This window comes from Curtobacterium sp. MCBD17_034 (assembly GCF_003234515.1).
GTDB lineage: Bacteria > Actinomycetota > Actinomycetes > Actinomycetales > Microbacteriaceae > Curtobacterium.
Genome location: NZ_QKTN01000003.1, coordinates 279999 through 303937, shown reverse-complemented (window position 1 = coordinate 303937; position 23939 = coordinate 279999). Strand labels below are relative to the sequence as shown.

Here is a 23939-nt window from a genome sequence, read left to right as displayed (position 1 = left end):
GCGTCGCCCCGGCTGGCACGCCCGGCGGCTCTCTGATCAACGACGATAGGAAGACCCCATGATCCTTCGAGGACAGGCAGCGCGGCGCCCGACCGCGCGTACCCGAGGTCGCGGCGCGGCGGCGATCGCGCTGGCCGCCGTCGCCGCGATCGGCCTCGCGGCCTGCTCGAGCAGCGGTAGCTCGACGGCGAGCGGAGCCGGGCACTCGTCCCCGAGCCCGTCGTCCACGACGACGGCCTCCTGCTCCTCGTCCGCCACCAAGCTGACGTTCTGGGGATGGCCGGCCGGCTACGACCTCGCCGTCGAGGAGTTCAACAAGACCCACCCCGACGTCTGCGTCGCGCTCGAGAACGCCGGTGCGTCGACGCAGGAGTACACGAAGCTCACTGACGCGATCAAGGCGGGCAACGGCGCTCCGGACGTGGCGACGATCGAGTACTTCGAGCTGCCGTCGTTCGAGGCGACCAACAGCCTCGTCGACCTGGCGGACCAGGGCATCGCCTCCGCGAAGAAGAACGAGGCGCCCGCCGCATGGTCGCAGGTGTCACAGGGGTCGCACGTCTACGCGATGCCCGTGGATCTCGGCCCGATGGCGCTGTTCTACAACCAGAAGCAGTTCGCCTCGGCGGGCCTGAGCGTCCCCACGACGTGGGAGCAGTTCGCGTCCGAGGCGGCGACGCTGCACCGCAAGGACCCGAAGGCCGCGATCACGAACTTCGACCCGGAGAGCGCGCAGGACGTCCTCGCCTTGATGCAGCAGTACGGTGCGTTCCCCTTCACCTACACGGGCGGATCGAAGCTCGGCATCCACTTCACCGGGGCGAAGGAGATGCAGTTCGCCAAGTACTGGCAGGACCTCATCTCGGCGAAGGAGGCCACCACGGCCGCGGACTTCTCCCCCGCTCAGTGGTCCGCCTTCGACAACGGTGCGGCCGCGTCGCGCCTCAGCCCGGCGTGGGGCCCGGTGGGCATGCAGCTCAGCATCAAGAACACCATCGGTGATTGGCAGACCGCACCGCTGCCGCAGGTGACGGCGGGCGGGACCGCTGCCGGCAACTGGGGCGGCTCGACCCTCGCGGTCGTCAAGGGCACCAAGCACGCCAAGGCGGCGACCGAGTTCGTCAAGTGGTTCGGCGGCTCCGACGCGTCGTGGAAGATCCTCAGCGGCGACGTCGGGGGTGCGTTCCCGGGCTACCTGCCGCTCCTCGACGACACGGCCTTCCAGCAGAAGACGCTGAAGATCACGGGCACGACGACGCCGAACACGGTGTTCGCAGCCGCGGCGAAGGACATCGACCCCGCACAGTTCCCGCCGATCATGACGGCAGCGCTGACCCAGTGGACCTCGACGTTCGCCGGCGTGACGAAGGGGACCGAGACGCTGCAGCAGGCGTTCACGAAGTTCCAGTCCCAGATGACGTCGTACGCGAAGTCGCAGGGCTTCACCGTGAACGGGTCGTGACGCTGCCGTGACCGGACTGACCGACCTGTCGGAGCGGAGCGTGCGGCAGCGCACGCCCGCTCCGGCGGGAGCCACGCCGAGCGCTCGTCGCCGCCCCCGCCGCGCCGTGCGGGAGTCGGCAGGCCTCGTGTTCATCACGCCCGGGATGCTCATGCTCGGGCTCTTCATGCTCGTACCGACCATCTACGCGCTCTGGTCGAGCCTGTACTCGACCAGGATCATCGGCGGACACCAGTTCGTCGGAGCCGCGAACTACGTCACGATCCTGCACTCGGCGGACTTCTGGTCCGGCGTCGTGCGCGTGCTCGTGTTCGGCGTCGTCCAGGTGCCGGTCACCCTCGCGCTCGCGTTCCTCTTCGCCGCCCTGTTCGACGCCGGGGTGATCCGCGCCAGCAAGTTCTTCCGCACCGTGTTCTTCATGCCCTTCGCCGTCCCCGGTGTCGTCGCGGCCGTGATGTGGTCGTTCCTGCTGTTGCCGGGCTTCGGGCCCTACGCGCAGATCCTCCGCGGTCTCGGGCTCGGCAACGTCGACTTCTTCTCGAGCGGTCTGATCCTGCCGACGATCATGCTCATCGTCGTGTGGGAGTGGACCGGCTACAACATGACGATCATCTACACGTCGCTGAAGTCGATCCCGCGCGAGGTCACCGAGGCCGCGATCATGGAGGGCGCCTCGCTCTGGCGCATCATCACGCGGATCAAACTGCCGATGGTGATGCCGTCGGTCGTGATGCTCGTGTTCCTCAACGCGGTGGGGGCATTGCAGTTGTTCACCGAACCGTCCATCCTCGCGGCGTTCCAGCCACAGGCGGTCTCGTTCGGGTTCACCCCTTCTCTCTACGTCTACAACACGGCGGTCGGCAGCGGCCAGTACGAACTCGGCGCCGCAGCCGCGATCGTGCTCGCGGTGATCATCGGTGCCATCTCGGTGGCCGGGTTCGCGTTCCGCCGTCGGAACGGAGAATTCCGATGACCACCACCCGCACGACCGGTCATGTGACCGCATCCGGCCGGGAGGCGGGGCGCACGTCGCACCCGCACCGTGCCTCCCGGCTGCCCGCCGACCAGATCGACCCGCGCCTCTACGGACTGCCGCGCGGGACGAGCGTCGTCCTGACGGCACTCGCCGGGGTCTTCGCGGTGTTCGTGCTCGCACCGCTCGTGTGGCTCCTCGTCAACGCGACGAAATCGCAGGCGGACATCTACTCGAGCTTCGGGTTCTGGTTCGCCGGCCCCTTCCGGCTCTGGGACAACCTCGCCGCACTCGGCCAGGACATCAGCGGCGCGGGAGTGTTCGTGCGATGGCTCGGCAACACCCTCGTCTACGCGATCGGCGGCGCCATCGGGGCGACGATCCTGTCCGCGCTCGCCGGGTACGGGTTCTCGCGCTACCGGTTCCGGGGTGCCAACGCCCTGTTCTTCCTGGTGATGGCGACCCTGCTCGTGCCCATCACCTCCATCGCGCTGCCGCTGTTCCTCGTGTACTCGAAGGTCGGGCTCGTCAACTCGATCTGGGGCATGATCCTGCCGAGCATGGTGTCGCCCGTCGGCATCTACCTCATGCGCACCTACATCGACTCCTCGGTGCCGAAGGACCTCATCGAGGCCGCGCGGCTCGACGGTGCGGGCGAACTGCGGATCTTCGTCCGGCTCGCGCTGCCGCTGTCGCTCCCGGGCCTGATGACGGTGCTGCTCATCTCGGTCGTGGCGATCTGGAACAACTACTTCCTGCCGCTCGTGATCTTCAGCAAGAACGGGCTCTACCCGCTGACGGTCGGGCTCTCGGCGCTGTCGCAGGCGGCCGAGACCGGGTCGAAGTCCGAGCTGGTGCCGGTGCTCATCACGGGCGGGCTCGTCACGGTCCTGCCACTGATCGTGCTGTTCCTGCTCCTCGAGCGCTACTTCCGTGGCGGCCTGCTCCAGGGCAGCACCACGGGGTGACCCTGGCGATCAGGGGACTGCGCGATACTGATCGGAGCAGCGCGCACTGGACCGAGCTGCCCAACGCGTGCCCCCGGGGCGTGATGCCGGGCGTGGGAGCACGACGACGATCGCGGAGGGAACGTGCCTGAGGGACCTCCGCGGCTGCGCGACGTGGCCGAGCGTGCCGGCGTCTCCATCCGCACGGTGTCGAACGTCGTCAACGGCTACGCGCGGGTGTCCGAGGCCAAGCGCGTCCGGGTCGAGGAGGCCGTGGCGGAGCTCGGGTACCGGCCGAACGTGCTCGCCCGGAACCTCCGAAACGGGCGGAGCGGGCTCATCGCGCTCATCGTCCCGGAGATCGACGTCCCGTACTTCGCCGAACTCGCCCGTGCGGTCGTGTCACACGCTCAGACGCTCGGCCTCACGGTGGTGGTCGACCAGACCGACGGGCAGCCGGACCGCGAGCGGGAGCTCATCCAGGGGGACGGCAACGCGGTGCTGTTCGACGGCGTGATCTTCAGCCCTCTGGCGCTGTCACGCGGCGACCTGCCGGCTCCGGATCGGGGCCGGGCACTCGTGCTGCTCGGTGAGCGGATCGCCGACAGCGGGTACGACCACGTCGCCATCGACAACGTCGCCGCGGCGCGGGCAGCGACGGAGCACCTGTTCGCGATCGGTCGCCGGCGGATCGCGGCCATCGGTGACCAGCCCTACGACACGGGAGAGACCGCGCAGCTCCGCACCCGCGGGTACGAATCGGCACACGAGGCGCGGGGCGTGCCGGTCGACCGGTCCCTCGTCGTCCCGACGGCGAACTTCCACTTCTCGGACGGGGCTCGCGCGATGACCGAGTTGCTCGAGCACCCCGACGGGCCACCGGACGCCGTGTTCTGTTACAACGACCTCGTCGCGATGGGGGCGATGCGCGTGCTCCTCTCGCAGGGTCGGCGCGTGCCCGAGGACGTCGCACTCGTGGGGTTCGACGACATCGAGGCGGCCGCGTACCAGACACCGTCGCTCACGACGGTCCGGCCGGACCGCGAGACCATCGCTCGGTTGGCCGTCGAGCGGCTCGTCGCGATCCTCGACGGCACCGCGGAGGGGGAACCCGGGGACCACTACGCGCGACACGAGCTCGTGGTCCGCGAGAGCACGGTCGGCCGGACCTCGTAGGTCCGGCCGACCGTCGGGCCTCCCGCTGCCGGATCGGTCCACCTGAGCGAGCCGTCCCGGCCGGGCGATCCGTGCCTCCAGACCGGTCAGGCGCGGACGACGTCCAGCGCACCGCGTCCGACGACCCGACCGTCCTGCTCGAGCAGGACGTGCAGGCGAGCCTGCACGTGTCCCTCGGGCAGCTCGGCGTGGACCCGGACGTGCTCGGACAGGGTGAACGGCGACGCGGTGGCGGTACCGACGGCTTCCATCGACGCGGTGGGCTCCAGCCCGAAGACCGGTCCCCAGCCGACGCTGACCTGGACGTCGATGTCGTCGACCCCGTGATGCGAGACCGCGACGCCGAGGTCGACTGTGCCGTCCGTCGCGACGACGTCCCGGCCGGGTGCGATCGGCAGGATGTCGAACACCGGGACGGTCTCGCCGTTGGCGTGGGCGGGTGGCCGGCCGCCGTGGTCCTTCACGACGCGGTTCGTGTCGACGATGCCGGCGGACTCGTGCTCGATGTCGTTGAGTTCGGTCCACACCCAGCCCGAGATGCGGTCGTGCTTGCGCAACTCCTGGGTCTGCCAGTGCAGGTTCCACCCGCGGTCGATCGAGGTCCAGCCGCCGCCGAACTCGCTGTTGAGGAACGGGACGTCCCGGGGGACCGGACCGTCCACCATGAGCAGCTTCTGGACGATGGTGTCGACGGCGATCGCCACCGGGAACGACGGCGCGTCGGCGTCGACGAGGTCCTGGACCTTCCGTGCCCAGCCCGCCGGGTGCTCGTCGTACACGTGCCAGTCGACGAGGTCGGTGTCGAGGTGCGTCCAGCCGGAGTTGTCGACGACGGGACGTGATGAGTCGAGGTCCGTGAGCTCGCGAACGGCGTCGCGGACGACCTCCTGCTTGGCCGGGTCCTCGGGGAGCGCCCAGTCGAGGCCCCACTCCTCGTTGTACAGCCCCCACACGACGATGCTCGGGTGGTTCCCGTCGCGCTGCACCATCGGGGCGATCTGGTCCGCGAACGCGGCCGCGCCCTCGGCGGAGAACCGACCGGTGGACGCGGGCTCGGCCCAGACGAGCATCCCCAGGCGGTCGGCGTGGTGGTGGAACCGGGGGTCCTCGAGCTTGAGGTGCTTGCGGACGAGGTTGAAGCCGGCGTCGCGCGCGATCTCGAGATCGCGGACGAAGTCCTCGTCGGTGAGCGCGGTGATGCCGCTGTCCGGCCAGTACCCCTGGTCGAGCACGCCGCGGAGCGAGATGCGGGTGCCGTTGAGGAAGATCGCGTCCCCGCGTGTCGTGATGCTGCGGAGCCCCGTGCTGCCGCCGACGACGTCGACGCCGTCCGCCGAGGTGACCTCGACCTCGACGCGGTAGCGGTTCGGCTCCGCGGGCGACCAGAGCTTCGGGGCGCTGATGTCGACCAGCACACCCTCGCTGAGTTCGCCGGCGTCGACGAGCAGGGTGCTCACCTCGACGTCGGAGCCGATCTCGGTCGTGGTGACCCGTGCGGTGGCGCCGGCGGCGTCCGGGCCCGCGATCGTTCCCGAGACGACGATCCCGTCGAGGCGGTCGTTCGGCCGGAGCACGAGCGTGCCGAGGTGGGTCGCCGGACGGGACTCGAGCCACACCGGCTGCCAGATCCCGCTCGAGGGGGTGAACGCGCAGCTGTCGTAGTCGTCGCGGGGAACGCTCCGCTGCTTGCCGTGGGCGATGCCGCGCTTGTCGATCGGCGCGGCGACCTCGACGACGAGCTCGTGCACGTCGTCGCCCACGAGCGCGTCCGTGATGTCGAACTCGAACGGGACGTACCCACCCACGTGGGTCCCGACGCGCACGCCGTCCACCGAGACGGTCGCTTCGTGGTGCACGGCGCCGAAGTGCAGCACGGTCCGCTGGCCCGTCCAGTCCGCCGGGACCGTGAAGGACCGACGGTAGCGGGCGCGGTCGAGCCAGTGCGCCTCGATGCCCGAGCGCGGGGTCTCCCAGGCGAACGGCACGAGGATCTGTTCGGTCGCCTGGGTGCTGACGCCAGCGGCGTCGTCCCCAGCGGCGTCGTCCCCAGCGGCTCCCTCGCTGCCAGCGCGGTCGGCGGCGGCGCCGCGTCGGAACTCCCACACACCGTTCAGGGTCTGCCAGTGGTGCGACCGGTCGAAGTGGGGCCGTGGGTACTCCGCGCGCGGCACGGACTCCTCCGGGTGGGACCTGGTCGTGCTGTCGGACGGCTGGCCCGGACCGGCGGTCGTGTCGGTCGGCCGAGCCGGGCCGGTGGTCGTGGTCGTCATCGTCGATGCCCTTCGGAGTGCGGTGGTCTCCGCGCAAGCTAGCAGCGTTCTTGCATCGTTGCAATTTTCTCTCGGACTGCTCTTGCGTGGACGCACAGCGTCGTCCTAGCATCCGGTACGTCCGGTGCTGCAACGATGCAAAATCTGCATGATCGCAGCACCCCCGCGGCCCGACGCGCGCCCCCACCACACCATCGCAACGAAGCGAACCCCGGAGGTCGCACCATGCACCAACACCCACGTCTGTTCGCACGGATCGGGCTGATCGCAGCCGCCGTCGCGATCGCTGCACTCGGCGGCACCGTTCTCCCCGGCACGGCCGAGGCCGCCACCACCTCGAGCGGCACTCTCCACCACCCGGGCACGGCGAGCGGTTCCACCGAGGACGCCAGCTACCCCCGTGTCATCCGACTCCAACACAGCGGCAGCGCGAACGGCACGCTCCTGGCCACGTTCTCGCACTCCGGCACCGGCGTGACGAAGGCGAACTTCCCCATCTACCGGTCGACGAACAACGGCGTTACCTGGACCTCGTCACCGATCAGCACCGTCACCGACACCCAACACGGGTGGGACCTCGACGGGCCGACGCTGTACGAACTCCCGCAGGCCGAGGGGAACCTGCCCGCCGGCACGATCCTGGCGGCGGGGACGGCCTGGAACCACGGCGACTACACCCAGCAGGCGGTCGAGGTGTTCGCGTCGACGAACCAGGGCGCGAGCTGGAGCTACCGCAGCTCCTGCGCGAGCGAGTCCGGCACCGCGAACACCATCGGGCACGGCATCTGGGAGCCGGAGTTCGACGTCGCCGCGAACGGTGACCTCGTGTGTTACTTCTCGGACGAGCGCCCCTCGTCGAACAACTACAACCAGGTGCTCGCGCACGTCGTCTCGACGAACGGCGGCTCGACCTGGGGTGCCGAGACCTACGACGTCGCCGTGCAGAACGGTGTTGAACGCCCCGGGATGGCGACGGTGGTGAACCTCCCGAACGGCACCTACGCGATGACCTACGAGGACTGCAAGAACGGGTACGACCCGGACCAGGCGTGCGACGTGTACATCAAGACGACCTCGAACGCCGAGTCGTGGAACCCGTCCAGCCTGGGCACGCGGATCCAGACGGCGGACAGCCGCTTCCTCCTCCACACGCCCTACCTGACCTGGTCACCGGCCGGTGGCAGCAACGGCACGCTCATCGCCTCGGGCCAACGCGTGGTCGCGGGCAACGACGGCGCGCTCGCCGTGCAGCCCGAGAGCGGGCACGTGCTCTTCGTCAACAAGAACCTCGGCGTCGGGGCGTGGCAGGAGATCACGACCGCGGTCACGACGGACCCGACCGGGGGCTACGACAGCGGTGAGACCTCGTGTGCCGGATACAGCTCGCCGCTCCTGGCCGACCCGTCCAGCTCGAGCTTCCTGATGCTCGCCGGCGTCCACGTCAGCACCGGCAAGTGCGAGACCGACTTCGCCACCGCGACCCTGCCGACCCACCAGGGGCAGATCACCGGTCCGGGCGCCACGGGCAAGTGCCTCGACGTCAACACGAACACGAACACGAACGGCAACGCGGTGCAGCTGTACACGTGCGGTACCGCGACCGGCCAGCAGTGGGCGCTCGAGACGGACGGCACGATCCGGGCCTACGACAAGTGCCTCGACATCGTCGGCAACGGCACCGCGAACTCGACCAAGGTCGAGCTGTGGGGGTGTGACGCGGCTGGCGGCCAACAGTGGGTCGCGCGGAGTGACGGTTCGCTGTACAACCCGCAGTCCGGACGCTGCCTCGACGACCCGCAGGCGCAGACCGCCGACGGGACACAGTTGCAGATCTACGACTGCAACGGGCTCTCGACGCAGCAGTGGCACGTGCCCACGACCTGAGTGACGGACGGGAGGGACGGTGCGGGTCTGCACCGTCCCTCCCGTCCGACGCCCGCCGGGTCAGGCGGCGGCGAGGTACTCGTCCCAGTCCGGCTGCGGCCGCTCGATGCCGCGCACGATCCACGCCGTGCCGTGCGGAGCACGTGGGCGGAAGCGCAGCGTCCAGCCCATCTCGTGCGGCGTGCGGTCGCCCTTGACGTTGTTGCACGCCAGGCAGCAGGCGACGAGGTTCTCCCACGAGTCCGCACCGCCGCGGGACTTCGGGTGCACGTGGTCGATCGTCGTGGCGTGCCGGTTGCAGTAGGCGCAGCGGTTGCCGTCGCGGCGCAGCACCCCGCGGCGGGATACGGGGACGAGCCGGCTCTGCGGGATGCGCACGTACCGGGTGAGGACGATGACCGACGGCCGGTCGTAGCTCGTGGTGGAGCCGAAGACCGGGTGGTCGGCGTCGGCGGTTATGACGGTGGCCTTCTGGTTCATGACCAGGACGAGGGCCCGTCGGAACGAGATCACCGCGAGGGGTTCGTAACCGGCGTTGAGGACGAGAGTGCGCATGGGGTCCCTTCCGACGTGCCTGGACGGCTTCCAGGCGGACGACGCTGCTCACGGTCCCCTCGGTCCTCGAGCGGGTGACCCGACCCCGGAAGCAGAAGAGCACCGCCCTGGTGGGCGGTGCTCAGTTCGCGGGCGCGTGCTGGGGCACGCGGCAGGTCGTGGTCGACCATATGTCGACGTGCGCGCGCCGACCCATGGTGCGGGTCGTGCGGCAGGCTGGCATGTGATCTCCCGTTCGAGGTCGAGTGGACCGTGTCGCCAGGTTAACCCAGAAACCGGCCCGACACGAGAGCGTGTGGACCGGTTTCCGGTGCGTTCAGCGGGCCTGGGCCCGTCCGTTCACTTGATGCCGAAGCGGACGATGTGGTAGTCGGTCGTCCAGATCGGGCGGATGCTGACCGAGCCGCCGGGCTTCGGGGCGTCCATGATCATGCCGTTGCCCATGTAGAAGCCCTCGTGCGCCTCGGTGTTGAAGATCACGACGTCACCGGGCTGGGCCTCGGAGGTCGGGATCGTCGTGCCGGCGGCGTCCTGCAGCGGCACGGAGTGCGCCAGCGAGATGCCGAACTGGGCGTAGACGTACATGACGTAGCCGGAGCAGTCGAAACCGGCCGGGGTCGCACCGCCGTAGACGTACGGCGTGCCGATGTACTGCTCTGCGACCGAGACGACCTGCGACAGGCTGAAGCTCGGGTACTTCGGGCTCGCGACGTAGTCCGCGGCGCTCGGACCGGTGTACGAGGCGTACGAGGCGGCGGTCTGCGCGCGGGCCGTGGCGAGGGCGGTGTCGCTCGTCGTGGTCGTCGTCGTCGCGGTGGACGCGGTGACCTTCGGGGCGACGACCTTCGGGGCCGTCGCGGTGTAGCCGTCGCGGACGGTGTCGGCGAGCGCCGCGGTGTTCGCGACGGTGAGCGACTGGCTGTCCGCCGAGCGGAGATTGCCCTGGGCGACGGCCTGCTGCGAGCCGGCGGTCGGCTGCGGGGCGGTCGCGGCGATGGCGGGGAGCGCCATCGTGCCGAAGAGCCCCGCCGTGATCGTCATGACGGCGACCGGCAGGACCTTGCGCTTCCCGCGCGCGGCTGGCCGGGAGGCGCTGCTCGCGACCGCCGCGCGGCTGGCGGCGGCACGGCGGGCGGCGGTGGCGACGGGGGACTTGGCGAACGACGATGTGACCGGCGCGATGGGGGTCTCGAGCTCCGGGTCGACCGAGCGGACCACGGCGGCGCCGGCCGCGACGGCGGGCTTGGGGGCGGGCTCGGTCGCCGCCACGAGGGTGGCCTCGGCGGCGGGTGCGGCCTCGGCGATGGTCTGCTCGGACGCCGCGGCAGTCGTCGCGGCGACCGCGACCGGTGCGACGGGCGCGGTCCACCCCGTGCGGGCGGCGGCGGCCTCGGCGGCGCGGCGCTCGCGGCGACTCGCGAACTGGATGTCGGTCGAACGGGCGGCGGCACCCGTGGTGGTGTCGGCTCGCTGGGCGTCCGTGGTGGAACCGGTCTGCGTCAAGAGTGTTGTCTCCGGCGCCTCGACTGCACACGCGACCGAGGCCGTCGGGTGCAACCCCATCCGTTCGTCATCGTTTCCGATCAGGCAGGAGACGGGTTCGAGACGTCCTGCCACGGTTCCCGCCAGCTCGCTTCCAGGCTCTGCGGGACTCGTCGAGTGTACGCAACGCCTCCGACGGTGTCGAGGCCTGCGAGCAAGTTGGTAACGATTCGATCAAGAAAGCCTGGTCAGAGGCCGTTTTGATATGTTCCGACGCCGCGCGGGCGGGACCGCCGGAAGTCGTGTAGGCGCCCCGATCCGGGTACCCCGCAGCCCACCGCTCGGGGTACGCCGAGGGGGACGGCATCCCCGGCCGTCAGCTGCCGATGTACACGTGCTGTGCGACCTCGACCGGCAGCTCGAGGCCCTGGTCCTCGCCCTCGACCCGCACGGCGACGTACGCTCCGGCGCGCTGCACGCTCGCGGTCCGTCCCGGCATGACCCCGGCGGCACGGAGTTGCGCGAGGAGTTCGGGCTCGAACTGCACGGGTTCGCCCAGGCGGCGGATGGTCCCCGTGCTCACCGTCGACGAGCCGTCGGTCGCGGCGACGATGCTCCGGACGCCGTCGAGGAACCGTCCGGCCGGGGCGTCGCCGAGCTCGTCGAGGCCGGGGATCGGGTTGCCGTAGGGGGACTCGGTCGGGTGGCCGAGCATCTCGATGATCCGACGCTCGACCTGCTCGCTCATGACGTGCTCCCAGCGACAGGCCTCGTCGTGGACGAAGGCCCAGTCGAGACCGATGACGTCGGACAACAGGCGCTCGGCCAGCCGGTGCTTGCGCATGACGTGGGTGGCCCGCTGGCGACCCTCCGACGTGAGCTCGAGGTGGCGGTCCCCGGAGACGACGACCAGGCCGTCGCGCTCCATGCGGGCGATGGTCTGCGAGACCGTGGGGCCCGAGTGTCCGAGTCGCTCCGAGATCCGTGCGCGCAGGGGGACGATCGCCTCCTCCTCGAGGTCGAGGATCGTGCGCAGGTACATCTCCGTGGTGTCGACGAGATCGGTCACCGGAACGCCTCCCCTGTCACGTGCACAACTCGTCCAGCCTACTTGTTCACATGCCGCGGCCCGGACAGTGCTCCACAGGGGGTCGCGCGCCCGTCGGGCGTGGGATACCAGCTCACTAGGATCGACCCATGGCAGACATCGTCATCCCCGCTGACCTCCTCCCCACCGACGGACGCTTCGGGTGCGGCCCGTCCAAGATCCGCGGTGCGCAGCTCGAGTCCCTGGTGACGGCAGGGGCGACGATCCTCGGCACGAGCCACCGTCAGGCGCCCGTCAAGAACCTCGTCGGCAGCGTTCGCGAGGGCCTCGCGACGCTGTTCGACATCCCCGACGGGTACGAGGTCGTGCTCGGCAACGGTGGCTCGACGGCGTTCTGGGACGCTGCCGCGTTCGGCCTCGTCGAGCGCCGTGCCGAGAACCTCTCGTTCGGCGAGTTCGGCTCGAAGTTCGCCAAGGCGGTCGCCGCTCCCTGGCTCGAAGCCCCGCACGTCGTCGCCGCGCCCGGTGGATCCCGGTCGGAGCTCGAGATCGTCGAGGGCGTCGACGTCTACGCCTACCCGCACAACGAGACCTCCACGGGCGTGATGGCCCCCGTCGTCCGCGCGGCCGGCGATCCCGGCGCGCTGACCGTCGTCGACGCCACGAGCGCCGCCGGTGGCGTGCAGTTCGACACCGGTGCCGCCGACGTCTACTACTTCGCACCGCAGAAGAACTTCGCATCCGACGGCGGTCTGTGGCTCGCCCTGTTCTCGCCGGCCGCGATCGAGCGCGTCGAGCGCATCGCCGCGAGCGACCGCTACATCCCCGAGTTCCTCAGCCTGAAGAACGCCGTGGACAACTCGCGCCTCGACCAGACACTGAACACCCCCGCGATCACGACCCTCCTGCTGCTCGACGACCAGATCCGGTGGATCAACGGGTCGGGCGGCCTGGCTTGGGCGGACATCCGCACCAAGGAGTCGTCGAACGCGCTCTACGAGTGGGCCGAGTCCGTCGACTACGCCACGCCGTTCGTCGCCGACCCGGCACACCGGTCGCAGGTCGTCGCCACCATCGACCTCGATGACGCGATCGACGCCAAGGCCGTCAGCGCCGCGCTCCGGCAGAACGGCATCGTCGACACGGAGCCGTACCGCAAGCTCGGCCGTAACCAGCTCCGCATCGCGACGTTCACCGCAATCGACCCCGACGACGTCCGTCAGCTCATCAAGGCCATCGACTACACGGTGGCCGCGCTGCGCGGCTGACGGCCGCACGACGGACGACGACGGCCCCCGGGATCCGATCCCGGGGGCCGTCCTGCGCCTCACGACCAGAGGTCGCCGCAGCGTCCGATCCGGCCGGGAGGCCCGGCGTCACTCCGCCTCGTCCGCCGCCTCGCCATGCCCAGCGCTGGTGCGACCTGCGTCGTCGGAGTCGTCGTCGTCCGAGTCGTCGCCGTCCGCGTCGTCGTCCTCGTCCGGCTCGTCGTCCTGGTCAGGCTCGTCGTCCTCGTCCGAGTCGTCCTCATCCGAGTCGTCCTCGTCCGAGTCCTCGTCCTCCTCGTCACCTTCGACGACGGCGATGGCCTCCTCGACGTCCACGCCGTCGAACGCGTCGTCGCCCAGGTCGTCGTCCTCGTCGGGGTCGTCCTCGTCGTCGTCGTCGAGCAGGTCCTCGTCGTCCTCGTCCGCGTCGTCGTCGTCCTCGTCCGACTCGTCCTCGTCGTCGTCCTCGTCCTCGTCAGGGTCGTCGTCGGAGTCGTCCTCGTCCGAGCCCAGGTCCTCCGCGTCGCCGGCCTCGGCGTCCGCATCGCCCTCTTGCGTCGCCCGGTACTCGGCGAGCCGCTCCGACCACGGCACCCAGTCGGGCGCGAGCAGCGAGCCGTCGCCGGGCATCAGCTCGACCTCGAGCACGGTGGGGTCCTCGCCGTCGACCTGCGCCAGGCTGACGGTCCAGCGCCATCCGGGGTAGCCGGGCATCGTGTTGGCGAACAGCACGGACACCACGCCGTTGCCCTCGTCCACGGTGCCGACGACCGCTCCGACGGTGTCCTCGGGCGTGACCTCGAGCAGCGCGGTACGCGCGAGCCCCGTCGGGTCCTCGATCACGGTCAGGCGTCCAGCTGGTCGGCGACGTGACGGAGGATGGCCGCCGTCCGCGACCCGTTCTTCGGGTAGTGGCCGTGGCGCAGGTCGCCGCTGATGCGGTCGAGCTCCTTCACCAGGTCCTCCACGATGACGGCCATGTCGTCGGCCGAGCGCCGGTTGATCTTCGCGAGGCTCGGACCCTCCTCGAGCACGCGGACCGACAGCGCCTGCGAGCCACGCTTGCCCGCGACGACGCCGTACTCCAGACGCGCTCCGGCCTTGACGGTGGTGACCCCGGACGGGAGCGCCGACGCGTGCAGGAAGACCTGGTCGCCGTCATCGCCCGTGATGAAGCCGAACCCCTTCTGCTCGTCGTAGAACTTGACCTTGCCGGTCGGCATGACTGCACTCCTCGATCTGACGTCCGCGGTGTCCGCGGACGGCGTTCCTTGTCGATCATCCTGTGTCGACTATCCTGAGCCGGTGGCCAAGACCCGATCAACCGCGCGACAGCGTCCCGTTCGGACGCAGGCCACCGGCCCTGCGCAGTCGACCAGGACCCCGGAGCGCCCGCAGACGCCCGAGCCCCCGGTGGCCAATCGTATCGAACGCATTCTGATGTACATGATCGCGGGGATCATCGCGGTCGCACTGGTGTGCTTCCTCGTGCTCATCGTGGCGTGGCTCACGGTCGGGTCCATCCCCGGCACGGGCATCTGGCCGACGGTCGAGGCCTTCCCGCTCATCGGCTTCCCGATCGGGCTGCTGCTCATCATCGCGCTGCTCGCGGTCAACTGGACCAAGCGGGCACGCGAGAACCGGGACGACGCGCGCTGACCCCGCTCCGGGGCGGACGGACACGACGATGACGACGGCAGCCGCCCTCGCCGCCCGACTGCGGGCCATGCCCGACGACGACCTCGTCGCGCTCGTCGCCGCGCGGCGCCTGCCCGGCGCGGCGCTCGCCGCACATGGCCCGTCGGCCGTGGCCGACTTCTTCGACCTCGCGGACGCCCTCCGGACGCCCGACGTCATCGACCGTGCGCTGGCACGACTCCCGCGCGCGACGCTCGCCGCCCTCCAGCACCCCGCCGACGCGGACCCCGCGGCACTCGCGCCCGCCGTGGCACTCGGCCTCACCGACGGAGCAGAGCTCGACGACGCGGTCGCCGCGCGACTCGCCGAGCATCCGGAGTTGCGACCGGACGACGCTCCCCGGCCGGGAGGCCCGACCCCCGTCCCGCAGGACGTCGACCGGGTGCGCGCGGTGGCCGCCGAGACGGCGTTCGCGACCCTGACGTCACTCGCCGAACTGGTCCGCGCGGTCGCCGGGGACGAGGTGCACGAGCTCGCGAAGGGCGGGATCGGGGCGCCGCTCGCGCGGCACCTCGGCGAGCGCGCCGCGGCCGACCCGGTGCGGGTCCCGGACCTGCTGGCCCTGCTCGCCGAGACCGCGCTCGTCGATCCCACGAGCCCGACGTGGACCGTCACCGACGACGGTCGCGGCTGGCTCGTGGCGCCCTGGCCCCTCCGGTGGGTCGAGCTCGTGGTCCGGTGGCGGGCGACGCTGGGTGATCCGGTGGTCGAGGTCCTCGCCCTCGCCGCGGACGACTGGCGTGGGCTCGAGGCCCTCGGGCGCTGGGCCTACCCCGGCGGCGCGGAGTGGCTCCCCGCGGAACTCGTGCGGAGCGCCGAGACCGCGGAGGCCCTCGGCATCACGGTCGACGGCGTGGTCACCGCGACGGGGCGCGTCCTGTTCGCGGCGCGGACCACCGACGACACCGCGGCGATCGACCACGCCGGCGCCGACCTGCCGTCGACCGTGCCGGGCGTGTACCTGCAGAACGACCTCACCGTCATCGCCCCCGGCCCGCTCGAACCGGCCGACGACGCGGCACTCCGCACCGTGGCCGACGTCGAGGCACCGGGACTCGCGAGCCGCTACCGGATCTCCGAGGACAGCGTCCGCCGCGCACTGCTCGAGGGGTACGACGGAACCGCGGTCCTGGACACGCTCGGCCGACTCTCGGCGGCCGACGTGCCCCAGCCGGTCCGCTACCTGGTGGAGCAGGTCAGCGCCCGTGCCGGCAGCATCGTCGTCGACCACGCCGCTGAGCGGGGCAGCGTGGTGCGAGGTCCCGCCGAGCAGCTCGACCTGGTGTCCGTCGACGCCGAACTGCGCTCACTCGCCTGGGCCCGGCGGTCCCCGACGGTGCTCGTCAGCCCGTACCCGCCCTCGTCCGTGGTCTCCGCGCTCGAGGACCAGCGGTACCCGGCCGTGCTCGCTCCCGCCGCCCGCGTGGCGGACGCGGCCGGGCCTCCCGTTCGTCGCCGGACCGCGCGCACACCCGAGGAGCAGGCGCGCGAGCTCGTGGAGCGCCTCCGCGCCGCGACCCGACGAGGCGACCAGGAGCCCGCGCAGGAGTGGATGGGACGGCAGATCGACCTGGCCGTGCGCGGCAAGGTGGCCGTGCGCGTCGTCGTGCGGATGCCCGACGGCACCGAGGCCCCGTTCACGATCGTGCCGACGTCGGTGAGCGGTGGCCGGATCCGGGGCCGCGACACGCACGCCGACGTCGAGCGGACCCTGCCCCTGTCCCTCGTGATCGCGGTCGAGCACGTCGCCTGACCGACCGACCCGGACGTCTCGTCCGCGGCGCGGCTAGGCTCGACGGTCATGAACGGGCCACTCATCGTCCAGAGCGACCGGACCGTGCTGCTCGAGGTGGCGCATCCCGAGGCCGAGGACGCGCGACACGAACTCGCGGTGTTCGCCGAACTCGAGCGCGCCCCCGAACACGTCCACACCTACCGCATCACCCGCCTCGGGCTGTGGAACGCGCGCGCCGCGGGTCACGACGCCGACGCGATGATCGACACGCTCGAGCGGTTCGCCAAGTTCCCGGTGCCGCAGAGCGTCGTCGTCGACATCCGTGACACCGTCAGCCGCTACGGCCGTCTCGTCATCCGCCGCGAGGACCCGGCGGACGCGCCGGCGATCGCGAACGACGCGACGGAGGAGCTGGAGCAGCAGCCGAGGCTGGTCCTCACCGCATCGGACCCGTCGATCCTCGCCGAGGTCACCCGCTCGAAGCGGATCGCCCCGCTGCTCGGCGCCCGCCGGTCGGACACCGCCGTCGAGCTCGAGCAGTGGGCGCGCGGCCAGGTCAAGCAGGAGCTCGTCAAGATCGGCTGGCCTGCCGACGACCTCGCCGGGTACACGCCCGGACAACCGCACCGGATCGACCTCGACGAGACCGAGTGGCACCTCCGCGCGTACCAGGAGGACGCGGTCAAGAGCTTCTTCGCCCAGGGGTCCGGTGTCGTCGTGCTGCCCTGTGGTGCGGGCAAGACCCTGGTCGGCGCGGGCGCGATGGCCACCGCCAAGGCGACGACGCTCATCCTCGTCACCAACACGGTCTCGGCGCGGCAGTGGCGCGACGAACTCCTCCGCCGCACGTCGCTCACCCCGGACGAGATCGGCGAGTACTCCGGGAGCGTCAAGGAGGTCCGGCCGGTCACGATCGCGACGTACCAGATCCTCACCGCACGGCGGAAGGGCGTGTACACGCACCTGTCCCTGCTCGACGCCCTCGACTGGGGCCTCATCGTCTACGACGAGGTCCACCTGCTGCCCGCGCCGGTGTTCAAGCTGACCGCGGACCTCCAGGCGCGACGGCGCCTGGGACTCACGGCGACGCTCGTGCGCGAGGACGGCCGCGAAGGCGACGTGTTCTCGCTCATCGGGCCGAAGCGGTACGACGCGCCGTGGAAGGAGATCGAGGCGCAGGGGTACATCTCCCCCGCCGAGTGCTACGAGGTGCGGATCGACCTGCCCCACGAGGACCGCCTCGAGTACGCGGCCTCCACGGACGACGACCGGTACCGGCTCGCCGCGACCTCGCCGGCCAAGACCCCGGTCGTGCGCGACCTCATCGAGAAGCACCGCGGCGAGCAGATCCTGGTGATCGGGCAGTACATCGACCAGCTCGACGAACTCGCGGCACAGCTCGACGCGGCCGAGATCACCGGGGCGACCCCGATCGACGAGCGCGAACGGCTGTACCAGGCGTTCCGCGAGGGCACGATCGACGTGCTCGTGGTGTCCAAGGTCGCGAACTTCTCGGTCGATCTGCCGGACGCGACGGTGGCGATCCAGGTGTCGGGCTCCTTCGGCTCACGGCAGGAGGAGGCCCAGCGGCTCGGCCGGCTGCTCCGCCCGAACAAGGACGGCCTCCCGGCGTCCTTCTACACACTCGTCACGCGGGACACCGTCGACCAGGACTTCGCGCAGAACCGGCAGCGGTTCCTGGCCGAGCAGGGGTACGCGTACACGATCCTCGACGCCGATTCCCTAGCGGCCGCGTGAGCAGATCCAGACAGTCATCGCCCCCTCGACGTCTGCACCAGGAAATCCCGTCGTCCTGTCAGACAGCGTCCCATCCGTTCCCAGGCAACCCAGAGGCCACGACCAGATACTGGGTCACATGACCGACGGACCGAAGATCCTCATCGTCGACGACGAGCCGAACATTCGCGACCTCCTCACCACCTCGCTCCGGTTCGCGGGCTTCGCCGTCCGCGCGGTGGGCAACGGTGCGCAGGCGATCTCCGCCGTGCTCGAGGAAGAGCCGGACCTCATCATCCTCGACGTCATGCTCCCCGACATGAACGGGTTCGGCGTGACCAAGCGCCTCCGGTCGTCGGGCTACACGTCGCCGATCCTGTTCCTCACCGCCAAGGACGACACCGAGGACAAGATCACGGGACTCACCGTCGGCGGCGACGACTACGTGACCAAGCCGTTCTCGCTCGACGAGATCGTCGCCCGCATCAAGGCGATCCTCCGGCGCACCATGAACGACGAAGAAGACGCGATCATCCGCGCCGGTGAGCTGACGATGGACCAGGACACGCACGAGGTCAGCATCGGCGAGGCGCAGATCGAGCTCTCACCCACCGAGTTCAAGCTGCTCCGCTACCTCATGCTCAACCCGAACCGGGTGCTGTCGAAGGCCCAGATCCTCGACCACGTGTGGGAGTACGACTTCAACGGCGACGCCGGCATCGTCGAGTCCTACATCTCGTACCTGCGCCGCAAGCTCGACCAGTACTCGGCCGAGCCGGTCATCCAGACCAAGCGCGGCTTCGGGTACATGCTCAAGGCCGCCAAGGCGTCCTGATCCAGCAGGTCATCGGCGCGATCCCAGCAGCGGCTGGGTCGCGCCGATTACTGTGATCGCAGCATGCACACACGCCTCGCCCGCTGGTGGAACGAGATCTCGCTCCGGACCAAGATCACCGGGATCACCGTCCTCCTGGTGACCCTCGGTCTGCTCGTCGCGGGGCTCGGCACCATGACGGTGCTCAGCACATACCTGATGAAGCAGCTCGACAACGACGTCCAAGCGACGAAGACCTCGCTGAACGGCCAGAAGCTGACGAACGTCGAGGGCTACTGCCAGATCAACGTCACCCTGCAGAGCGCGGCCTACATCGCCGTGCTCAAGCCCGACGGCGGCATCGCCTGTCACACGAAGAGCGACTACACGCCGGACCTCGGCGGGGTCGTGGGCAGCTCGCACGTCGACGACGACCACCCCTTCAGCGTGGTCGACGACAAGGGCCAGCACGAGTGGCGGGCCCTCGCGATGACGTCGCCGACCACCGACGCCGCCGGCAACCACTACACGATCGTCGCGGCCGTCTCGAGCCAGGGCACCGACTCGACCATCGCGCGGTTCACGGTGATCTTCCTCGGGTTCGGCATCTCGGTCGTCCTGCTCGGCGGCATGCTCACCCAGCTGCTCGTCACCGCCACGTTCGACCCCCTGCGGGACGTCGAGGCCACGGCCGCACGCTTCGCCGCGGGGGACTTCTCGCAACGCCTCGGTGCGGACACCCCGAACACCGAGGTCGGTCGCCTCAACCACTCCCTCAACGTCATGCTCGAGCGCATCGACTCGGCGTTCGAGGACCGCCAACGCACGATCGAGCAGATGCGCCGCTTCGTCGGTGACGCCTCGCACGAGCTGCGGACCCCGCTCGTGTCCCTGCGGGGGTACGCCGAGCTGTACCGGATGGGGGCCCTCCGGAAAGAAGAGGACGTCGCCCAGGCGATGGAGCGCATCGAGAAGGAGGCCCAGCGCATGGGCCTCCTCGTGCAGGACCTCCTGCAGCTCGCCCGCATCGACGAGTCGAAGCCCCTCGAGCTCGGGCCGGTCGACCTCGTCGCCATCGCGCGGGACTCGGCGCTCGACACGATGGCGTCGAACCCCGACCGCGAGATCCAGGTCCTGCTCGCCGACTCCGTCACCGGCGAGAACGTCCCGCAGGTCGTGCCGCAGTGGGTCGGTCCTGCGGCACCCGGAGCGCGGAACGGACAGTCCCCGACCTCGCCGCCGTTGAACGTCACCGGGCCGATCGCCTTCGCGGGGCAGACGCTCGCCCGGCTGCGCGCACGTCGTGGTCGTCCCGTCGGCATCGAGTCCGGCCCGGCCGCGCCGACCACGGCCCCGCTGCCGACCGTCGTCCTGCCCGTGCGGCCGCCGGTCGTCCTCGCCGAGGAAAACAAGATCCGTCAGGTCGTGACGAACCTCATGGGCAACGCCATGCGGTTCACGCCGCAGGACGACCCCATCGAGATCGGGATCGGCGTGGACGAGGCCCGGGGCATGGCGCACCTCGACGTGATCGACCACGGTGAGGGCATCCCGCCGCAGATCCGCGAGAAGATCTTCCAGCGGTTCTGGCGCGCCGACACCTCGCGCGCTCGGGACACCGGCGGCTCGGGCCTCGGGCTCGCGATCGTGTCCGGCATCGTGGCGGCGCACCACGGCGAGGTCGAGGTGTTCGACACCCCGGGCGGTGGTGCGACCTTCCGCGTGTGGCTCCCCCTCCTCCCGCGCGACTACGTCGCCCCCACCCCCTGACCCCTCTCGCGAGATCGCAGTCGTTGCCGTTCTGAGGTCCATCAGAGCGGCAACGACTGCGATCTCACGGCAGCGGTGATGACGCCCGGGTGCGGAACACGTCCGACAGTCGCAGGAGGAACGCCGTCGGGTCGGCAACGTCACGTGCGGTGACGTGCAGGATCAGCCATCCGGCGGACACGAAGCCGTTCGACCGGGTTGCATCGTGCTGCCACGTGGCACGATCCGTCCGGTGGTGCTCGCCGTCGTACTCGACTCCGATCCGGAGGTCCGGGTAGGCGAGGTCGACGCGTCCGAGGAATCGACCGGCGGGGCTGTGCACGTCGATGTTGAGCTGGGGCTCCGGGAATCCCGCGTCGACGATGACGAGTCGGATGAGCGTCTCCATCGGGGACTCCGACCCGAGCCGCACGCGATGGGCCGCGGCCCGGAGCCGCCGTGCCCACCGGGACCGCCGCTCACGACTCCGGCGCTCGAGTTGCTCCGGATCGGCGAGCGCCCGCGCGACCAGGTGGTCCCCGATCACCACCAGGTCACGCTCGGCCAACAGGCCCGCACTCTCGCACCACGCCGCCACCGGGCTGCTGGCCGGGAGGCCCGCACACGTCACCACATCGGCGAACGGTGGCGAGACGCGATGGCCTACCACCCCGGTGCGGCGCATGACCGGTCCGTCCCCCACCGTGCTCACGTGCACGGTCGCGTCGGAAACGACCCAGGGCGGCAGTGGGAGCTCCCAGAGGGCGAGGGCGGTGGTGTGGCTGAAGTGATGCCGTTCACCGAGGACGAGGCCGAACGCGGCGACCCGTGCCGAGAGGTCCGCCAGGTCCAGCTCGGCAGGGACCCGCACGCCTCGGGTCGGCGCGGCGAGGTCCTCCCGACGGAGCCGACCCGGAGTGACCCCGTTCCGGACCGCATCAGCCGTGTGGAAGGCCTGACCGAGGAAAGGATCCGGGAGGCGGGCCGGCGTGCGCGTCATGCGCCGAGCCTCCCGGCCGTACCGCAACGCGGAGCACGTGCGCGCCCGACCTGTGGACGGCCGCTGCCCGGCTCCCCCGGTGGAGGACCGGACACCTGGCCCGACTCCCCCTCCGCCGAGATCGCAGTCGTTGCCGGTGTGCGGTGGGTCAAACCGGCAACAAGTGCGATCTCGGCGGAGGGAGAGGAGGGAGGAACGGCGAACGGGCCGCCCTCCCGGAGGAGAGCGGCCCGTTCGGAACCGTCAGGCGTGGATCAGAAGTCCATGCCACCCGTCGGGTCGGCCGGAACCGGCGCCGACTTCTCGGGCTTGTCGGCGACGACGGCCTCGGTGGTGAGGAAGAGGCCGGCGATCGACGCGGCGTTCTGCAGCGCCGAGCGCGTGACCTTCGCCGGGTCGATGATGCCCGCGGCGACGAGGTCGACGTACTCACCCGTCGCGGCGTTGAGGCCCCAGCCCGACTCGAGCTCGCGCACCTTCGCGGCGACGACGCCCGGCTCGAGACCGGCGTTCAGCGCGATCTGCTTGAGCGGCGCATCGATCGCGACGCGGACGATGTTCGCGCCGGTCGCCTCGTCACCCGTGAGCTCGAGACCCTCGAGCGCGGTCTTGCCGGCCTGGATGAGGGCGACACCACCACCGGCGACGATGCCCTCCTCGACAGCGGCCTTCGCGTTGCGGACGGCGTCCTCGATGCGGTGCTTGCGCTCCTTGAGCTCGACCTCGGTCGCGGCACCGGCCTTGATGACGGCGACGCCACCGGCGAGCTTGGCGAGGCGCTCCTGGAGCTTCTCGCGGTCGTAGTCCGAGTCGGTCGACTCGATCTCGCCGCGGATCTGGCGGACGCGGCCGGCGATCTGCTCGGAGTCCCCAGCGCCCTCGACGATCGTGGTCTCGTCCTTGGTGATGACGACCTTGCGGGCACGGCCGAGGAGGTCGAGCGTCGCGTTCTCGAGGCTGAGGCCGACCTCTTCGGAGATGACCTGGCCACCGGTGAGGATCGCGATGTCCTGCAGCATGGCCTTGCGGCGGTCACCGAAGCCCGGGGCCTTGACGGCGACGGACTTGAAGATGCCGCGGATCTTGTTCACGACGAGCGTGGCCAGGGCCTCGCCGTCGACGTCCTCGGCGATGATGAGGAGCTGCTTGCCCGACTGGATGACCTTGTCGACCACCGGGAGCAGGTCCTTGATGTTCGAGATCTTCGAGTTGACGATGAGGATGTACGGGTCCTCGAAGACGGCCTCCTGGCGCTCCGGGTCCGTGACGAAGTACTGCGACAGGTAGCCCTTGTCGAAGCGCATGCCCTCGGTCAGCTCGAGCTCGGTGCCGAAGGTGTTCGACTCCTCGACGGTGACGACGCCCTCCTTGCCGACCTTGTCGATCGCCTCGGCGATGAGCTCACCGATCGTGCTGTCGGCGGCCGAGATCGACGCCGTGGCGGCGATCTGGTCCTTGGTCTCGATCTCCTTGGCGTTCTCGAGGAGCGCGGCGGAGACGGCCGCGACGGCCTTCTCGATGCCCTTCTTGAGGCTGATCGGGTCGGCGCCGGCGGCGACGTTGCGGAGGCCCTCACGGACCAGCGCCTGCGCGAGGACCGTGGCGGTGGTGGTACCGTCACCCGCGACGTCGTCGGTCTTCTTGGCGACCTCCTTGACCAGCTCGGCGCCGATCTTCTCGTAGGGGTCGTCGAGCTCGATCTCCTTGGCGATGGAGACACCGTCGTTGGTGATCGTGGGGGCGCCCCACTTCTTCTCGAGGACGACGTTGCGGCCGCGCGGGCCGAGCGTCACCTTCACGGCGTCGGCCAGCGTGTTGAGGCCGCGCTCGAGGCCGCGACGGGCCTCCTCGTCGAAAGCAATGATCTTAGCCATGTGTGTTCCTCGTCCCTCCCGGACGTCGCAATGGTCTTGGCACTCGGTACAACTGAGTGCCAACTGATTCTGGCACTCGCACCTGTCGAGTGCAACACAGCGACCTCACGCGGCATGCCGCGTTCCGGGGACGCGGACCGGGAGGCCCGCCACCGCCCGAGATCGGACCCCGCCGCCGGGTTCCCCGTCGGGGCCCCCTCCAGACGACGACGAGCGCGCCGCCCCGTCGGGGACGACGCGCTCGGACGCGTGGTGGTCGACGACCGT

At 70.3% G+C, this 23939-nt stretch carries 19 protein-coding genes; 11 read left to right on the top strand and 8 right to left on the bottom strand.

From position 1 onward, the window contains the following. The first annotated feature begins 58 nt into the window (after positions 1-58). The 4 genes from DEI92_RS08220 (at position 59) to DEI92_RS08205 (ending at position 4558) form a co-directional block, all read left to right on the top strand. The gene (locus tag DEI92_RS08220) at positions 59-1462 is read left to right on the top strand and encodes an ABC transporter substrate-binding protein (RefSeq protein WP_111013110.1); all 1404 of its coding nucleotides are present in this window, start codon (positions 59-61) and stop codon (positions 1460-1462) included. 7 nt (positions 1463-1469) lie between these two features. Next, on the top strand, positions 1470-2435 hold the full coding sequence (locus DEI92_RS08215; protein WP_220037260.1) for a carbohydrate ABC transporter permease: 966 nt from the start codon (positions 1470-1472) through the stop codon (positions 2433-2435). Continuing rightward, entirely contained in the window at positions 2432-3403 is a 972-nt protein-coding gene (locus tag DEI92_RS08210) for a carbohydrate ABC transporter permease (RefSeq protein ID WP_111013109.1), read from the top strand. The genes DEI92_RS08215 and DEI92_RS08210 overlap by 4 nt, the downstream gene beginning before the upstream one ends. Positions 3404-3526: 123 nt before the next feature. Beyond that, entirely contained in the window at positions 3527-4558 is a 1032-nt protein-coding gene (locus tag DEI92_RS08205; protein WP_258370127.1) for a LacI family DNA-binding transcriptional regulator, read from the top strand. A gap of 86 nt (positions 4559-4644) precedes the next feature. Here DEI92_RS08205 and DEI92_RS08200 read toward each other — a convergent pair whose 3' ends face one another. After that, entirely contained in the window at positions 4645-6828 is a 2184-nt protein-coding gene (locus DEI92_RS08200) for a glycoside hydrolase family 2 protein (protein ID WP_111013107.1), read from the bottom strand. Between the two features lie 225 nt (positions 6829-7053). Between DEI92_RS08200 and DEI92_RS08195 the strand changes: the two genes are divergently transcribed. Then, on the top strand, positions 7054-8712 hold the full coding sequence (locus tag DEI92_RS08195) for a sialidase family protein (protein ID WP_111013106.1): 1659 nt from the start codon (positions 7054-7056) through the stop codon (positions 8710-8712). Positions 8713-8772: 60 nt separating this feature from the next. On the opposite strand, the gene DEI92_RS08190 is transcribed toward DEI92_RS08195, so the two are convergent. The 3 genes from DEI92_RS08190 to DEI92_RS08180 all read right to left on the bottom strand — a co-directional run bounded on the left by DEI92_RS08190 (position 8773) and on the right by DEI92_RS08180 (position 11818). Beyond that, entirely contained in the window at positions 8773-9267 is a 495-nt protein-coding gene (locus tag DEI92_RS08190; protein WP_111010489.1) for an HNH endonuclease, read from the bottom strand. 339 nt (positions 9268-9606) lie between these two features. Continuing rightward, complete coding sequence (locus DEI92_RS16955; protein ID WP_181434762.1) at positions 9607-10770, bottom strand: C40 family peptidase; 1164 nt, start codon at positions 10768-10770, stop codon at positions 9607-9609. A 355-nt stretch (positions 10771-11125) separates the two neighbouring features. Continuing rightward, positions 11126-11818, bottom strand: a complete 693-nt coding sequence (locus DEI92_RS08180) for a metal-dependent transcriptional regulator (RefSeq protein ID WP_111010491.1) — start codon at positions 11816-11818, stop codon at positions 11126-11128. 128 nt (positions 11819-11946) lie between these two features. On the opposite strand from DEI92_RS08180, the gene serC reads away from it, so the two are divergent. Continuing rightward, positions 11947-13065 carry a phosphoserine transaminase gene (serC, locus tag DEI92_RS08175; RefSeq protein ID WP_111013104.1) on the top strand — a complete coding sequence of 373 codons (1119 nt, stop codon included), beginning with the start codon at positions 11947-11949 and terminating at the stop codon, positions 13063-13065. A 108-nt stretch (positions 13066-13173) separates the two neighbouring features. Here serC and DEI92_RS08170 read toward each other — a convergent pair whose 3' ends face one another. After that, a complete protein-coding gene (locus DEI92_RS08170) occupies positions 13174-13908 on the bottom strand; it encodes a DUF3027 domain-containing protein (protein ID WP_181434760.1) in 735 nt (244 codons plus the stop codon). A 2-nt stretch (positions 13909-13910) separates the two neighbouring features. After that, the gene (locus DEI92_RS08165; RefSeq protein WP_111013102.1) at positions 13911-14288 is read right to left on the bottom strand and encodes a cold-shock protein; all 378 of its coding nucleotides are present in this window, start codon (positions 14286-14288) and stop codon (positions 13911-13913) included. Between the two features lie 217 nt (positions 14289-14505). On the opposite strand from DEI92_RS08165, the gene DEI92_RS08160 reads away from it, so the two are divergent. The 5 genes from DEI92_RS08160 to DEI92_RS08140 all read left to right on the top strand — a co-directional run bounded on the left by DEI92_RS08160 (position 14506) and on the right by DEI92_RS08140 (position 20819). Next, the gene (locus DEI92_RS08160) at positions 14506-14724 is read left to right on the top strand and encodes a hypothetical protein (RefSeq protein WP_111010495.1); all 219 of its coding nucleotides are present in this window, start codon (positions 14506-14508) and stop codon (positions 14722-14724) included. 28 nt (positions 14725-14752) lie between these two features. Beyond that, on the top strand, positions 14753-16516 hold the full coding sequence (locus DEI92_RS08155) for a helicase-associated domain-containing protein (protein ID WP_111013101.1): 1764 nt from the start codon (positions 14753-14755) through the stop codon (positions 16514-16516). Positions 16517-16564: 48 nt separating this feature from the next. Continuing rightward, entirely contained in the window at positions 16565-18256 is a 1692-nt protein-coding gene (locus DEI92_RS08150; protein ID WP_111013100.1) for a DNA repair helicase XPB, read from the top strand. A gap of 118 nt (positions 18257-18374) precedes the next feature. Then, positions 18375-19070 (top strand): response regulator transcription factor, encoded by a 696-nt coding sequence (locus DEI92_RS08145; protein ID WP_111010498.1) that lies wholly within the window; start codon positions 18375-18377, stop codon positions 19068-19070. A 63-nt stretch (positions 19071-19133) separates the two neighbouring features. Continuing rightward, positions 19134-20819, top strand: coding sequence for a HAMP domain-containing sensor histidine kinase (locus DEI92_RS08140; protein WP_111013099.1), 1686 nt, complete (start codon positions 19134-19136; stop codon positions 20817-20819). 64 nt (positions 20820-20883) lie between these two features. Here DEI92_RS08140 and DEI92_RS08135 read toward each other — a convergent pair whose 3' ends face one another. Then, a complete protein-coding gene (locus DEI92_RS08135) occupies positions 20884-21798 on the bottom strand; it encodes an endonuclease domain-containing protein (RefSeq protein WP_111013098.1) in 915 nt (304 codons plus the stop codon). Between the two features lie 254 nt (positions 21799-22052). Continuing rightward, positions 22053-23672, bottom strand: a complete 1620-nt coding sequence (gene groL / locus DEI92_RS08130; protein WP_111010501.1) for a chaperonin GroEL — start codon at positions 23670-23672, stop codon at positions 22053-22055. Positions 23673-23939: the final 267 nt, after the last annotated feature.